At 72.8% G+C, this 14,621-nt stretch carries 11 protein-coding genes; 6 read left to right on the top strand and 5 right to left on the bottom strand.

Annotated elements, in window-relative coordinates; genetic code table 11:
* Positions 1-34: 34 nt before the first annotated feature.
* The 6 genes from IEZ31_RS13680 to malQ are packed head-to-tail and all read left to right on the top strand — an operon-like array spanning position 35 to position 7,088.
* Entirely contained in the window at positions 35-1,078 is a 1,044-nt protein-coding gene (locus tag IEZ31_RS13680; RefSeq protein ID WP_190250182.1) for a hypothetical protein, read from the top strand.
* Positions 1,075-2,688, top strand: a complete 1,614-nt coding sequence (locus tag IEZ31_RS13685) for a vWA domain-containing protein (RefSeq protein WP_190250183.1) — start codon at positions 1,075-1,077, stop codon at positions 2,686-2,688. The genes IEZ31_RS13680 and IEZ31_RS13685 overlap by 4 nt, the downstream gene beginning before the upstream one ends.
* Before the next feature lie 57 nt (positions 2,689-2,745).
* Positions 2,746-3,633 carry a polyphosphate kinase 2 gene (gene ppk2 / locus IEZ31_RS13690; protein WP_190250184.1) on the top strand — a complete coding sequence of 296 codons (888 nt, stop codon included), beginning with the start codon at positions 2,746-2,748 and terminating at the stop codon, positions 3,631-3,633.
* Between the two features lie 10 nt (positions 3,634-3,643).
* Positions 3,644-4,402: a DUF427 domain-containing protein gene (locus IEZ31_RS13695; protein WP_190250185.1), complete on the top strand. Its 759-nt coding sequence runs from the start codon at positions 3,644-3,646 to the stop codon at positions 4,400-4,402.
* 41 nt (positions 4,403-4,443) lie between these two features.
* Positions 4,444-5,247, top strand: a complete 804-nt coding sequence (locus IEZ31_RS13700; RefSeq protein ID WP_190250186.1) for an MEDS domain-containing protein — start codon at positions 4,444-4,446, stop codon at positions 5,245-5,247.
* Entirely contained in the window at positions 5,244-7,088 is a 1,845-nt protein-coding gene (malQ, locus tag IEZ31_RS13705; protein ID WP_190250187.1) for a 4-alpha-glucanotransferase, read from the top strand. Before IEZ31_RS13700 ends, malQ begins: the two co-directional genes overlap by 4 nt.
* Before the next feature lie 2 nt (positions 7,089-7,090).
* On the opposite strand, the gene IEZ31_RS13710 is transcribed toward malQ, so the two are convergent.
* The 5 genes from IEZ31_RS13710 to glgX form a co-directional block, all read right to left on the bottom strand.
* Positions 7,091-8,002, bottom strand: a complete 912-nt coding sequence (locus tag IEZ31_RS13710) for an SRPBCC domain-containing protein (protein WP_190250188.1) — start codon at positions 8,000-8,002, stop codon at positions 7,091-7,093.
* On the bottom strand, positions 7,986-8,342 hold the full coding sequence (locus IEZ31_RS13715) for an ArsR/SmtB family transcription factor (RefSeq protein ID WP_190250189.1): 357 nt from the start codon (positions 8,340-8,342) through the stop codon (positions 7,986-7,988). Before IEZ31_RS13715 ends, IEZ31_RS13710 begins: the two co-directional genes overlap by 17 nt.
* Positions 8,343-8,413: 71 nt before the next feature.
* A complete protein-coding gene (treZ, locus tag IEZ31_RS13720) occupies positions 8,414-10,117 on the bottom strand; it encodes a malto-oligosyltrehalose trehalohydrolase (protein ID WP_190250190.1) in 1,704 nt (567 codons plus the stop codon).
* A 2-nt stretch (positions 10,118-10,119) separates the two neighbouring features.
* Positions 10,120-12,321, bottom strand: a complete 2,202-nt coding sequence (treY, locus tag IEZ31_RS13725; protein WP_190250191.1) for a malto-oligosyltrehalose synthase — start codon at positions 12,319-12,321, stop codon at positions 10,120-10,122.
* Positions 12,321-14,426, bottom strand: coding sequence for a glycogen debranching protein GlgX (glgX, locus tag IEZ31_RS13730; RefSeq protein ID WP_190250192.1), 2,106 nt, complete (start codon positions 14,424-14,426; stop codon positions 12,321-12,323). The genes treY and glgX overlap by 1 nt, the downstream gene beginning before the upstream one ends.
* Between the last annotated feature and the right edge of the window lie 195 nt (positions 14,427-14,621).

Below are 14,621 nucleotides of genomic sequence, written 5' to 3' on the forward strand. Positions count from 1 at the left end.
ATGGTGGTTGCGTCGATGCGCCAGAATCAGGGCCGTGAGACGCACCGGAGTCCTGATCGTCGCCGTGGTGGCGCTGGTGGTCGCGGGGGCCCTCGTCGGGCACCTCATCGGCAAGGCGCGGGGCGGCACGACGCAGGTGACCCTGCTGGTCGGCTCGGAGAAGCTCGGCTTCTTCGCCGACCCGGCGGTCCGCGCCGCGTTCGACCGGCACGGCTTCGCCTACCGCGCCGACGCCTCCGGCTCCCGCGACATGGTGAACCGGCTCGACGGCTACGACCTGGCGTTCCCGGGCAGCCTGGCCGCCGCGCAGGAGCTCGCCGCGCGCCGGGCGCCGGCCGGCGATCCGGTCACCGTGTTCAGCTCGCCCCTCGCCGTCGCCACGTTCACGCCGATCGTCGACGTGCTGCAGACCGCCGGGCTGGCCTCCCGCGACGGCACCGGCGTCTGGCGGCTCGACCTGGCCAGGCTGGTCGAGCGGCATCGCACCGGCCTGCTGTGGAAGCAGATCCCGGGCAACGCGGCGTACCCGGCCGAGCGCAAGGTGCTGGTCTCGACCACGCACCCGCAGGACTCGAACTCGGCCGCCATGTACGCGGCGCTGCTGGACAGCGTCACCAAGGGGGACGTGGCCGAGGTCGCCCAGCTGTTCGCCGACCAGGGCGCCGTCGACACGACGAGCGGCGAGCCGTTCGAGAAGTACCTGCTGCAGGGCAGCAACTTCGCGCCCCTGGTGCTCATCTACGAGGCCCAGTTCGTCGACCATGCCACGCGCACCGCCCCGACCGGCGGACAGACGCTGATCTACCCGACGCCGACGGTGATGTGCGCCCACACGGCCGTGCCGTTCACCGAGGCCGGCGCGAAGGTCGCGAAGCTGCTGCAGACCGACCCCGGCCTGCAGCGCCTCGCCGCCGAGCACGGCTTCCGGGCGCTGGACCCGGCGGTGTCCCGCCCCGTGCTGGACAGGGTCCGCCCCGGCGACGCCCGCCTGCCGGAGCTGATCGTCGGCGCCGTGCCCGCCCCTGACCAGACCACCCTGCACACCCTGCTGACCAAGGTCGAGGAGAAGCTCGCATGAGGCGCTTCACGTGGCTCGCGCTCGCGCTCGTCGCGCTCACCGCGTGCACCAGCGACAAGAAGGCCACACCGGACCAGGGCGAGGGCCCGTACCTCAAGGGCAGCGGCGTCCTGCGCGTCCTCGCCGGCAGCGAGCTCGCCGACCTGCAGCCGATCCTCGACGCGGCCGCCGCCGCGACCGGCGTCACGGTCAAGCTGAGCACCACCGGCACCCTCGAAGGCGTCGAGACCGTCGTCAACGGCACCGCGGCCCAGCAGTACGACGCGACCTGGTTCGCCAGCAACCGGTACCTCCAGCTCCACCCCGGCGCCGGCGACAAGATCGGCACCGCGACCAAGGTCGCGACCTCGCCGGTCGTGCTCGGCCTGCGCCGTTCGGTCGCGCAGCAGCTCGGCTGGACCGAGCACCGCCCGACCTGGAGCGAGATCGCCGTCGCCGCCGGCGAGCACAGGTTCAGCTACGGCATGACCAACCCGGCCAGCTCCAACTCCGGCTTCTCGGCGCTGGTCGGCGTCGCGGCCGCGCTCGCCGGCACCGGCGCGGCGCTCACCGCCGAGCAGATCGCGCCGCTCACCCCGCGGCTGCGGGCGTTCTTCGCCGGGCAGAACCTCACCGCCGGCTCGTCCGGCTGGCTGGCCGACGCGTTCCTCAAGCAGCAGCAGGAGGGCAAGCCCGTCGACGGGCTGGTCAACTACGAGTCGGTGATCCTGTCGCTCAACGCGTCCGGGAAGCTGACCGAGCCGATGACCGTGGTGTACCCGTCCGACGGCGTGGTCAGCGCCGACTACCCGCTGACCCTGCTCAGCGGGGTGCCCGAGCAGACGAGGAACAACTACGCCGCGGTCGCCGACTACCTGCGCCGGCCCAGCGTGCAGAAGGAGATCATGGCCAGGACGTGGCGGCGCCCGGCGGTGCCCGGCGTCGCCCTGTCCGGCGAGTTCGGACCCGCCGGCGGCTCGCTGCCCGAGCTGCCGTTCCCCGGCAAGCTCGAGGCCGCCAACGCCCTCATCGGCGCGTTCGGCGACAGCCTGCGCAAGCCGGCCCGCACGATCTACGTGCTCGACGTGTCCGGGTCGATGAAGGGGGAGCGGATCGCCGGGCTCAAGGCCGCGCTGACCGGGCTCACCGGCGCCGACACCAGCCTGGCCGGCCAGTTCACCCGGTTCAACGGCCGGGAGCAGGTGCTCATGATCCCGTTCAGCACGAAGCCCGGCCAGACCCGCCGGTTCGACGTGCCCGAGGCCGACGTGCAGCCGACCCTCGACCAGATCCGCGCCTACGCCGGCGGGCTCGCCCCGGCCGGCGACACCGCGATCTACGACGCCCTGCTCGCCGCGTACGCCCAGGCCGCGCCGCTCATCGCCGCCGAGCCCGACCGGTTCACCTCGATCGTGCTGCTCACCGACGGCGAGCGGACCGTCGGCGCCGACCTGGCCGCGTTCCAGGCCCGGCTGCCGCAGCTGCCGAAGATCCCGGTCTTCACGATCCTGTTCGGCGAGGGCAACGTGGCCGAGATGCAGCAGGTGGCCACGCTGACCGGCGGCCGGTCGTTCGACGCCCGCACCGGCGCGCTGCCCGCCGCCTTCAAGGAGATCCGTGGGTACCAGTAACGCGATGTTCAAGCCCCGGGAGTGGTGAAATCCTCCCGGGGCGGGTACATCAATCCAATGGCCGACCTCTCGCTCGACGACTATCTGGTCGAGGACGACGACGATGACGACCCCGTGCTGCTGCGCAAGGACGGGCAGCCGGTCGACACCTGGCGGGAGGACTATCCGTACGACGAGCGGATGAGCCGGGACGAGTACGACCGCACCAAGCGGCTCCTGCAGATCGAGCTGCTCAAGCTGCAGAACACGATCAAGGCGCGGGGCGACCGGCTGGTCGTGCTCTTCGAGGGCCGCGACGCCGCCGGCAAGGGCGGCACGATCAAGCGGTTCATGGAGCACCTCAACCCCCGGGGCTGCCGGGTGATCGCGCTGGAGAAGCCGAGCGAGCGGGAGTCCACCCAGTGGTACTTCCAGCGGTATATCCGGCACCTGCCGGCCGCCGGCGAGATCGTGCTGTTCGACCGGTCCTGGTACAACCGGGCCGGCGTCGAGCGGGTCATGGGCTTCGCCACCCGCGCCGAGTATCTCGAGTTCATGCGCCAGGCGCCCGAGCTGGAGCGGATGCTCGTCCGGTCCGGGATCAAGCTGGTCAAGTTCTGGTTCTCCGTGTCGCGCAACGAGCAGCACACCCGGTTTCTCATCCGGCAGGTCGACCCCGTCCGGCAGTGGAAGCTGTCGCCGATGGACCTCGCGTCGCTCGACAAGTGGGACGACTACACCGAGGCCAAGGAGGCGATGTTCTTCTACACCGACACCGCCGACGCGCCGTGGACCGTGGTGAAGAGCAACGACAAGAAGCGCGCCCGGCTGGAGGCGATGCGGCACGTGCTCAGCCGCTTCGACTACGACGGCAAGGACCACGAGCTGGTGGGCACCCCGGATCCGCTCATCGTCGGCCCGGCCTCGCTCGCCGACGACTCCGCGGACGACGCGCCCCGCTTGTAGCGTTGGGAGCGTGACCGAAAGCCACCATCGGGGCCGGGTGCGCGTCGAGACCGGCCCCAAACGCGTCCGAGCCTTCCTCGGCGGCAGCCTCGTGGCCGACACGCTGCGCCCGCTGCTCGTGTGGGAGGTCCCCTACTACCCGGCGTACTACATCCCGTCGCCCGACGTGCACGCCGAGCTCGTCGACACCGGCACCACCGAGCGGTCGCCGAGCCGCGGCACCGCCGAGATCTTCGACGTCGTCACCGCCGGCGGCGTGGCCAAGGCCGCGGCCCGCCGGTTCACCGACTCGCCCCTCGCCGAGCTGCGCGACGCCGTCCGCCTCGACTGGGCCGCGATGAGCGAGTGGTTCGAGGAGGACGAGCCCGTCTACACCCACCCGCGCGACCCCTACAAGCGGGTCGACATCCTGGCCAGCAGCCGCACCGTGCGCATCGAGCTCGACGGGGTCGTGCTGGCCGAGTCCCGCAGCCCGCGCCTGCTGTTCGAGACGAGCCTGCCCACGCGGTACTACCTCCCCCTCACCGACGTGCGGATGGACCTGCTGCGCCCGTCCGCCACCGTGACCCACTGCCCCTACAAGGGCGAGGCGCACCACTGGTCGGTCGAGGTCGAGGGCGGCCCCGCCGGGCCCCGGCTGCACGAGGACCTCGTCTGGATCTACCGCACCCCGCTGCCGGAGAGCCAGAAGATCGCCGGACTGGCCTGCTTCTACAACGAACGGGTCGAGGTGTACCTCGACGGCGTCCGGCAGCCGCCGCCCGCGTAGGCCGCGTCAGTCGCCTGGTCCAGGGGTCGTACGCTGTTGCGGTGGACGCGTGGCGGCTCGGTGACCATCTGTCGCTGACCTACGCTTCCGAGCACGAGTGCCGCGACCTGATGGTCGCGTTCGCGCGCCACGGCGTCGGCGCCGGCCACCGGGTCGTGATGTTCCTCGACGCCGGGTCCGTCGAGCTCGCCCGGGCGCTCACCGCCGCCGTCCCCGACGCCCGCGTCGGCCAGTTCAGCGTGCTGCGGTTCGGCACCGGCTTCGGCGGGCTCGGCTTCGGCGGCCACGACATGCTCGACAGCCTCGACGCCCTGCGCGAGGAGGCGCTCGCCGACGGCTTCGCCGGCATCTGCGTGGCCGACGAGATGACCTGGACCCGCACCGCCGGGCTGCGCGACGACGACCTTCTCGGCTACGAGACCCGCGTCGCCCGCTTCTTCGGCGACGGGCGGGTGGCCGCGCTCTGCCTGTACGACCGCCGCCGTTTCGCGAAGGACCTGCTCGCCCGGCTGGGTGCCACCCACCCCGCCCCGCTGCTGCGGTTCACCATCGGCGGGTGGGGCGCCCACCTGCGGCTGGCCGGCGAGCTCGACGCGTCCAACGGCGCCGCGCTGCCGGCGATCCTGGCCCTGCTCGCGGTGTCCGACAGCGTGGTGCTGGTCGATGCGAGCGAGCTGGTGTTCGTCGATGCCGCGGGGGCGGGCACGCTGGTCCGCTTCGCCGCGTCGCGCCCGACCCGCCACACGGTCGTGCGCTGCGGCCGCGGCGTCCGCCAGGCCCTGCGGCTCGTCGGCGCCGACGACGTGCCGTCACTGGTGCTTCGCGACCAGGTGGCGCGGGTATGACCGGAGACGTGTCACCCTCACCGGAGCCCACGCCGCAGTCCAAGCCGCAGTCCACGCCCGAGCCCACGCGCGGGGACGGGCCCGAGCCCACCCGCGGGGACGGGCCCGAGCCCACGCGCGCGGACGGGCCCGCGGACGAGCTGCACGCGCTGGCCGCCGCGCACGGCGTCGCCACCCACTACGAGACGTCCGGCAAGCAGCGCGTCGACATCCCCGACGACGTGGTCGCCTCGGTGCTCGCCCTCCTCGGCCCGGAGCCGGCCCCCCGCAGCCGGGTCGGCACGACGGCGTCCCTGCCCGAGCCGCCGCGGACGTGGGGCTGGATGATCCAGCTGTACGGGCTGAGGTCGCGCGACTCGTGGTCCGTCGGTGACTTCGCCGACCTCGCGGCGTTCACCCGCTGGGCCGCCTCGACCGGCGCCGGCGCGATCCTGGTCAACCCGCTGCACGCGGTGGCCCCGGTCGACCCGCTCCCGGCGTCACCGTACTCCCCGTCGAGCCGCCGCTTCGTCAACCCCCTGTACCTGCGGGTGCCGGACCTGCCCGAGTACCGCGCGGCGCCCCCGGCCCTGCGCGCCCAGGTCGACGCCCTGCGCCCGGCACCGGCCCGGGACGGCCTCATCGACTACGGCACGGCCTGGCGCGCCAAGCACGCCGCCCTGTCCCTGCTGTTCCCGGTCGAGGAGCCCAGCACGGCCGAGCCCGGCACCGACGCCGCCCTGCGCGACTTCGCGACCTACACCGCGCTCGCCGAGCTCCACGGCGCCGACTGGCGGCGGTGGCCCGCGGCGCTGCGCCGGCCCGGGATGGCGGCCACCGAGGCGGCGCCCGTGGACCGGGTGGCGTTCCACGCCTGGCTGCAGCGGCGCTGCGCCGAGCAGCTCGCCGAGGCCAACCGGGCCGCGGCGGGCATGGCGGTCGGGATCGTCCACGACCTGGCCGTGGGCATCGACCCCGGCGGCGCCGACGCCTGGACCCTGCAGGACGTCGTCGCCCAGGGGGCCAAGGTCGGCGCGCCGCCCGACGCGTTCAACCAGCGGGGCCAGGACTGGGGCCTGGCGACCTGGCGGCCCGACCGGCTCGCCGCCAGCGGCTATGAGCCCTACCGTGAGCTGCTCCGCGACATCTTCCGGCACGCGGGCGGGCTGCGGGTCGACCACGTCGCCGGGCTGTGGCGGCTGTGGTGGGTGCCGCCGGGCCGCGGCCCCGCCGAGGGCACGTACGTCCACTACGACGACGCCGCCATGCTCGGCGTCCTCGTCGAGGAGGCCACCCGGGCCGGCGCCGTCGTCGTCGGCGAGGACCTCGGCACCGTCGAGCCGGTCGTCACCCGGACCCTGCAGGAGCGCAACATCCTCGGCTCCGCGGTGCTGTGGTTCACCCGCGACGACGCCGGCGCGTTCCTGCCGCCCGCCGAGTGGCCGGCCAACGCCGTGGCGAGCATCTCCACCCACGACCTGCCGACCGCGGCCGGGTTCCTGGCCGGCGAGCACGTGCTGGCCCGTGCCGAGGCCGGCGTGCTCGGCCGCGACGTCAAGGACGAGTGGGCGGCCGCCGCGCTGGAGCGCACCGCCCTGCTCGACCTGCTCGACGCCGAGGGCCTCACCGAGCCCGACAGCACCGACGACGAGATCGTCCTGGCCATGCACCGGCTGCTCAAGCGCACGCCGTGCCGCATCGTGCTCGCCTCGCCCTACGACGTGCTCGGCGTGGTGCGCCAGCCGAACCTGCCCGGAACCACCGACCAGTACCCGAACTGGCGCATCCCCCTGCCGCTGCCCCTGGAGGAGCTCACGAGCGACGCCCGCATGCAGCAGATCGCGGACCTCTTCAACGCCTAGAGCTAGTCGGGTCGGCCGGCGCCGGCCGGGATCTCCTGCAGCAGCCAGGTGTTGCCGTCCGGGTCGCTGAACGGTGCGTAGAGGATCCCGCCGAGGTCGTCGACCCCGCCGACGTCGACCCCGCGGGCCAGCAGCACCTCCCGCGCCTTGTGGATGTCGTCGACGACGACGTGCAGGCCCCGCAGCGTGCCCGGCGCCAGGTCCAGCCCCGGCAGGTCCTTGTACAGCACGATCGAGCACGCCGACCCCGGCGGAGTGAGCTGCGTGACCCGCGAACCGTTGCCGGGCTGCACGTCGTGGTCCAGCACGAAGCCCAGCTTGTCCCGGTAGAACGCCAGGGCCACGTCGACGTCCGCGACCGGCACGGGCACCAGCTCCAGCCGCATCGACGGCGCGGCCGGGAGGGCGGGCTCGATCTCGAGCGTGGCCAGGTAGGCGTCGAGTCCCGCGTACCCCGCGTCCAGGCCCTGCTGCATGCCGGAGCCGAGTGCGGCGTCCCGGGCCTGCTGCGACGGGTACCGAATCATCGTGGTGATCGTCGTGCGGCCCGCGCGCTCCGTGAACGTCACCGTGTTGTGCGTCTCCGGCCAGTCGCCGCCGCTCCATCCCTCGGTGCTCACCAGCCGGTCGGGCCGCAGCACCTCCTGGAACGTGCCCGTGATCGTCAGCTCCTCGCCGGACTCCGACCGCCACACGTACCGGAACGTTCCCCCGGGCCGCAGGTCGATCTCGCACACCGGCATCGTCCAGCCGGGCGGCCCGACCATCCACTTCGGCAGGTGCTCGGGCCGGGTGTGCACGTCGAACACCAGCGCGCGGGGCGCGGCGACGGTCCGGACGATCCGGACCTCCAGCGCGCTGGGCAGGTCGAAGTCGGTGACGCCGAGCCGTCCAGGCTCACCGGTCGTGGTCATCGTGCGGCTCCTTCACATCGTCCTGCAGCAGCTGCAGGTAGGCGTCCAACCGGGTGTAGCTCTCGTCCCAGAACCGCCGGTACTCCTCGGTGAACGCGGCCACCTCGCGCAGCGGCCCGGCCTCCAGCCGGCACGGCCGCCACTGGGCCTCCCGCCCGCGCGAGATCAGCCCGGCCTGCTCCAGCACCCGCAGGTGCTTGGAGATCGCCGGCCCGCTGATCGAGAACGGCTCGGCCAGCTCCTTCACGGTGGCCTCCCCGCGCGCGAGCCGCGCGAGAATCGCCCGCCGCGTCGGGTCCGCGAGCGCGGCGAAGGTCACGGAAAGCCGGTCAGCGACCATGCGTTACCTCACCAGTCGGTTATCTAACCTCCTGGTTATCTAACGCCGCCGGCCGGCGAAAAGTCAAGCCGTCACAGGATCACCGCGGACTCACCCGGGACGGTGACGGAGTCGCCCTGCAGCAGCGCGGACGGGTCGGTCGTGAGCAGGAGACACTCGGCCGTGAGCGGGAGCGTGCGCGGGTCGGGGGTCAGGTTGGCGATCACTGTGCGGGCGCCCCGGTCCACGATCAGGACTCCCTCGTCGTGGACGACGCGGACGCGGTCCAGGCGGGGGTCGGACAGGTCCGGCTCGGTCTTGCGGAGGCGGATCAGGGCGCGGTACAGCGCCAGCAGGTCCGTGTCCCGGCCGTCCCAGTCCAGCTTGGAGCGGTGGAACGTCGCCGGATCCTGGGGGTCCGGGACCTCGCCCTCGGCCCAGCCGTGCTCGGCGAACTCTCGGCGGCGACCGGAAGCGACCGCCGACGCCAGCGCCGGCTCCGGGTGGCTGGTGAAGAACTGCCACGGGGTACGCGCGCCGAACTCCTCGCCCATGAACAGCATCGGGGTGAACGGGGAGGTCAGCAGCAGGGCCGCGCCGACGCGCAGCAGGCCGGGGGAGAGCGACGCCGTCAGGCGGTCGCCCGTCGCGCGGTTGCCGATCTGGTCGTGGTTCTGCAGGCACACCACGAAACGGTGGCCGGGGATGCGGGACCGGTCGACCGGGCGGCCGTGGACGCGGCGGCGGAACGACGACCAGGTGCCGGCGTGCCAGAACGCCTGCTGCCAGACGGTGGCGAAGCAACCGGGGGAGCCGAAGTCGCCGTAGTAGCCCTGCCGCTCGCCGGTGAGCATCGCGTGCAGCGCGTGGTGGACGTCGTCGTCCCACTGGGCGTGCAGGCCGTAGCCGCCGCCCTCCCGCGCCGTGATCAGCTTGGCGTCGTTGAGGTCGGACTCCGCGATGAGCGACAGCGGCCGGCCGACCGCGGTGGACAGCGCGTCGACCTCGACCGCCAGCTCCTCGAGCAGGTGGGTGGCGCCCCGGTCCACCAGCGCGTGCACGGCGTCGAGCCGCAGGCCGTCGGCGTGGTAGTCGCGCAGCCACTGCAGCGCGCTGTCGATGATGAACCGGCGGACCTCGCCCGAGTCGGCCTCGTCGAGGTTCAGCGACCGGCCCCACGTGTTCGCGCCGCCGGACAGGTAGGGGCCGAACCGCGGGGCGTACGCGCCGGAGGGGCCGAAGTGGTTGTAGACGGCGTCGATCAGCACCCCGAGGCCGGCCCGGTGGGCGGCGTCGACGAACCGCTTGAGCCCGTCGGGCCCGCCGTACGACTCCTGCACCGCGTGCCAGCCGACGCCGTCGTAGCCCCAGTTCCACTCGCCGTTGAAGGTGTTCACCGGCAGCAGCTCGACGAGGTCGACACCCAGGTCGACGAGGTGCGGGAGGCGCTCGATCGCGGCGTCGAACGTGCCCGCCGGGGTGAACGTGCCGACGTGCAGCTCGTAGATCACGCTTCCGGCGAGCTGCCGTCCGGTCCAGGCGTCATCGCTCCAGGTGTACCGCGTGTGGTCGTACACCCGGCTCGGCCCGTGCACGCCGGCCGGCTGCCAGCGGGAGCGGGGATCGGGCAGCGGCGGGTCCGCACCGTCGAGCAGGAAGCCGTAGTCGCTGCCGTGCCCGGCGCCGTCGTCGACCGCGGTGAACCAGCCGCCGTCCGCGGCGGCCATCGGCACCGTCCGCCCGTCGATCCGCAGCGACACCCGCCGCGCCGCCGGCGCCCACACCCGCAACTCCACGCTCAGCCCCCTACCAGTAGTGCCACCGGATACGTGTCGAGCAGCCCGCCCAGCGCCGGCCCGGTCACCGGCCGGTCGGTGAGCACGTCGTGCCAGGCGCCCGGCGGCAGCTCCAGGGCGGTGTCGCCCCAGCCGCCGGCGGCGGCCAGCGTGACCGGCAGCCGGGTGGCCACGGCCAGCGCGCCGCCCCGGTCGAACGCGACGGCGTGCTGCGCGGCGACGCCCGTCGCCGGCACCGGCGCGTACCCGGTGAACAGCTCCGGCCGGTCCCGCCGCAGCCGCAGCGCCCGGCTGACGACGAGCAGCTTGGCCGCCCCGGACACGTCGATCGGCGGGAGCACGGGGCTCGCGTCCAGGGCCGTGAGCAGGTCGCGCCGCTCGGCGAAGTCGACCGGCCGCCGGTTGTCCGGGTCGACCAGCGAGTTCTCCCAGAGCTCGCTGCCCTGGTACACGTCGGGGATCCCGGGCATCGTGAGCTGCACCAGCTTCTGGCCCAGCGCGTTGCTCCAGCCGAACGGGGTGATCGCGGACGCGAACGCGGTGACGTCGTCGCGCAGCTCGCCGAAGACGCGGTCGAGGGCGGCCTCGACCGCGGCCTCGAACGCCGCCGACGGGTCGCTCCACGACGTCGAGCGGTTCGCCTCCCGGGCCGCCTTGACGAAGTACGCGCTGAGCCGGTCCCGCTCGATCGGCCAGGCGCCCGCGACCGTCGGCCAGAACAGGTCCTCGAACGACGGGTCGGGCAGCGGGGCGACCGCCCGCCAGCGGGCGGTCGCCGCCGCCCACTCGTCCGGCAGCTCGGTGAGCACGGCCAGGCGGGCCCGCACGTCCTCGCCGCGCTTGGTGTCGTGGGTCGACAGCGTGGTCATGGTCGCCGGCCACTGCGCCAGCCGGCGCGCGGCCGCCGCATGGAACTCCCCCGGCGGCACGCCGAAGCGGGACGGGTCGCCGCCGACCTCGTTCAGCGCGATGCAGCGGTTCCAGCGGTACATCGCCGTGTCCTCGACGCCCTTGGCCATGACGGCGCCGGTGAGCTGCTGGAACCGCGCGCACAGCTCGTCGGCCGGGTCGGTCAGGCGGGGCAGCAGCGGGTCGAAGTCGAGGTCGGGCCGGCGCCGCTGGGCCTCGCCGAGGGCGCGGTCGAGGTACTCGCGCCCGTAGGGCAGGTAGGTGCGGTACACCTCGAAGCAGGAGGCCAGCTCGGCGAGGCGCTCCTCCCAGTCCGGGTCACTGATCCGGCCGAGGCGGTGCAGCTCGGCCCGGAAGAGGCGCCTCGTCGCGTCGAGCTTCTGCTCGTGCGCCTCCTGCGCCCAGTCGCCGGCATCGTCACGAACGGCGACGAACAGGCCGCACACCTCGCCGAGGGCGTCGTAGCCGGTGGTGCCGTCGACCGGCCACGGCGGCAGCGGCTCGCCGTCCTCCAGGATCTTCTCCACGACCAGCCACACGTCCGGGGCCGCCGCGCGGAGGCGGGCCAGGTAGCCGCCGGGGTCGCGCAGGCCGTCCGGATGGTCGACCCGGATGCCGTCGACCAGCCCGTCGCGGACCCACCGCAGGATCTCCGCGTGCGTGGCGTCGAACACCGCCGGGTCCTCCACCCGCACGCCGGCCAGCTCGGTGACGGCGAAGAAGCGGCGGTAGTTCAGCCGCTCGTTGGCCTCCCGCCAGTACACCAGCCGGTAGTGCTGCCGCAGGTGCACCTCCTGCGGCGTCCCGCCCGCCGTGCCCTCGGCGATCGGGAAGCGGTGCCCGTAGTAGCGCAGCTCGCCGCCCTCGACCCGCAGCTCGTCGAGCGACTCGCCGCCGAGGACCGGCACCACGAGCGGGCCGGCGTCCCAGTCGATGTCGAACCAGGCGGCGTACGGCGAGGCACGTCCGGTGGCCAGGACGTCCCACCACATCGGGTTCGCGGCCGGCTGGAACAGGCCCACGTGGTTCGGGACGATGTCGGCGACCAGCCCGAGCCCCTGCGCGCGCAGCGCCGCGACGAGCCGGTCGAGGGCCGCCGCCCCGCCCAGCTGCGGGTTCACGATCCGCGGGTCGACCACGTCGTAGCCGTGCGGCGAGCCGGGCGTCGCGGCCAGCAGCGGCGCCGAGTAGAGGTGGCTCACGCCGAGGTCGTGCAGGTAGCCGGCCAGCCCGGCGGTGGTGTCGAGGTCGAAGTCCGGCCGGACCTGCACCCGGTAGGTCGCCGACGGGACCATCAGACCGTCCGGTCCAGCACGACGAGCGACCGGTCGGGGACGGTGATCGTGCCGCCGGCCGGGTAGGAGACGCCGTCGCGGGCCGGCCCGGTCGCGGTCGCGATCACCAGCTCCCACTCCTTGCCGTACTCCTGCGTGGGGATCGCGAAGTCGAGCGGCTCGTCGTGGGCGTTGAAGCACAGCAGGAACGAGTCGTCGATGTGCCGCTCGCCGTGCGAGCCGCGCTCGGTGATCGACTCGCCGTTGACGAACAGCATGACCGCCTTGCCGAAGTGGTTGTCCCAGTCCTCCTCGGTCATCTGCCGCCCGTCGGTGGCGAACCAGGCCACGTCCGGGATGGCCGCCGAGTCGGGCCGGGGGACCGGCCGGCCGGTGAAGAACCGCCGGCGGCGGAACACCCGGTGCCGCTCGCGGAACAGCGCCAGGCCGCGGGTGAAGGCGAGCAGCTGCTCGTCGACGTTCTCCCAGTCGACCCAGCTGATCTCGTTGTCCTGGCAGTAGGCGTTGTTGTTGCCCCGCTGGGTGCGGCCCAGCTCGTCGCCGGCGCAGATCATCGGCACGCCCTGCGACAGCATGAGCGTGGTGAGGAAGTTGCGGCGCTGCTTCGCCCGCAGCGAGTTGATGTGCGGGTCGTCGGTCGGGCCCTCCACGCCGCAGTTCCACGAGCGGTTGTAGCTCTCCCCGTCGCGGTTGTCCTCGGTGTTGGCCTCGTTGTGCTTCTCGTTGTAGGACACGAGGTCGTTGAGCGTGAAGCCGTCGTGGCAGGTGACGAAGTTGATACTGGCGAACGGCCGCCGCCCGTCGTCCTGGTAGAGGTCGGCCGAGCCGCAGATCCGCGACGCGAACTCGCCGAGCGTGGCCGGCTCGCCGCGCCAGAAGTCGCGGACCGTGTCGCGGAACCGGCCGTTCCACTCCGTCCACAGCGGCGGGAAGTTGCCCACCTGGTAGCCGCCCGGCCCGACGTCCCACGGCTCGGCGATGAGCTTCACCTGGTTGACCACCGGGTCCTGCTGCACCACCTCGAAGAAGGTGGACAGGCGGTCGACCTCGTAGAACTCGCGGGCCAGGGTGGAGGCGAGGTCGAAGCGGAAGCCGTCGACGCGCATCTCCGTCACCCAGTACCGCAGCGAGTCCATGACCAGCTGCAGCGAGTGCGGGTTGCGCACGTTCAGGCTGTTCCCGGTGCCGGTGTAGTCGGTGTAGTACTGGTTGTCGTCGTCCTCGAGCTTGTAGTAGTGGCCGTTGTCCAGGCCGCGGAAGCTCAGCGTCGGGCCCAGGTGGTTGCCCTCGGCGGTGTGGTTGTAGACCACGTCGAGGATCACCTCGATGCCGGCCGCGTGCAGCGCCTTCACCATGCCGCGGAACTCCTGGACCTGCTGGCCGCGGTGCCGGCGGGCGTAGCCGTGGTACGGGGCGAAGAAGCCGATCGTGTTGTAGCCCCAGTAGTTCGACAGGCCCAGCTCCACGAGCCGCTGGTCGTGCACGAAGTGGTGCACCGGCAGCAGCTCCAGCGCGGTGATGCCGAGGCGCTTGAGGTGCTCGACGATCGCCGGGTGGCCGATGCCGGCGTACGTGCCGCGCAGCTCGCCGGGTACGTCCGGGTGGCGCATCGTCAGGCCTTTCACGTGCGCCTCGTAGACCACGGTGTGGTGGTACGGCACCCGGGGCGCGGCGTCGTTGCCCCAGTCGAAGTACGGGTTGACCACGACCGCCTTCGGCATGAACGGCGCCGAGTCGGCCGTCGACATCTGCTCCGGGTCGTTGAAGTCGTACCCGTACACGGCCGGGTCCCAGTTGACGTCCCCGTCGATCGCCTTCGCGTACGGGTCCAGCAGCAGCTTGTGCGGGTTGCAGCGCAGCCCCCGGGCCGGGTCGTAGGGCCCGTCGACCCGGAACCCGTACCGCTGGCCGGGATCGACCCCCGGCAGGTAGGCGTGCCACACGAAGGCGTCGACCTCGACCAGCCGGATGCGCTCCTCGACGTCGTGGTCGTCGAAGAGGCACAGCTCGACGGACTCGGCCACCTCGCTGAAAATCGCGAAGTTGGTGCCCTGGCCGTCGTAGGTCGCGCCCAAGGGGTACCGGTTGCCCGGCCAAACCTGCATGTCCCGCCCCTGTCGTAGGTCGTTACCCCGGTGCTCAACGGCTGCCCCGTTGCCACCGTGTTACGTGCGTCGAAAGTTCACGCGCGGGTACGCGCGAAGCTGGCTGCCATATGCCCACCGCACTCGATAATGAATCGTGCCGGGCTCCCCGTCGGCTATCCGACAGCGTTCCAGGATGAATCTCCGGCGAATTCC

The organism is Dactylosporangium sucinum (assembly GCF_014647515.1).
Taxonomy (GTDB): domain Bacteria; phylum Actinomycetota; class Actinomycetes; order Mycobacteriales; family Micromonosporaceae; genus Dactylosporangium; species Dactylosporangium sucinum.

Coding starts and splice junctions, on each gene's coding strand:
- IEZ31_RS13685 (WP_190250183.1), top strand. CDS start 1,075: ATGAGGCGCTTCACGTGGCTCGCGCTCGCGCTCGTCGCGCTCACCGCG.
- ppk2 (WP_190250184.1), top strand. CDS start 2,746: ATGGCCGACCTCTCGCTCGACGACTATCTGGTCGAGGACGACGACGAT.
- malQ (WP_190250187.1), top strand. CDS start 5,244: ATGACCGGAGACGTGTCACCCTCACCGGAGCCCACGCCGCAGTCCAAG.
- IEZ31_RS13710 (WP_190250188.1), bottom strand. CDS start 8,002: ATGACCACGACCGGTGAGCCTGGACGGCTCGGCGTCACCGACTTCGAC.
- IEZ31_RS13715 (WP_190250189.1), bottom strand. CDS start 8,342: ATGGTCGCTGACCGGCTTTCCGTGACCTTCGCCGCGCTCGCGGACCCG.
- treY (WP_190250191.1), bottom strand. CDS start 12,321: ATGGTCCCGTCGGCGACCTACCGGGTGCAGGTCCGGCCGGACTTCGAC.
- glgX (WP_190250192.1), bottom strand. CDS start 14,426: ATGCAGGTTTGGCCGGGCAACCGGTACCCCTTGGGCGCGACCTACGAC.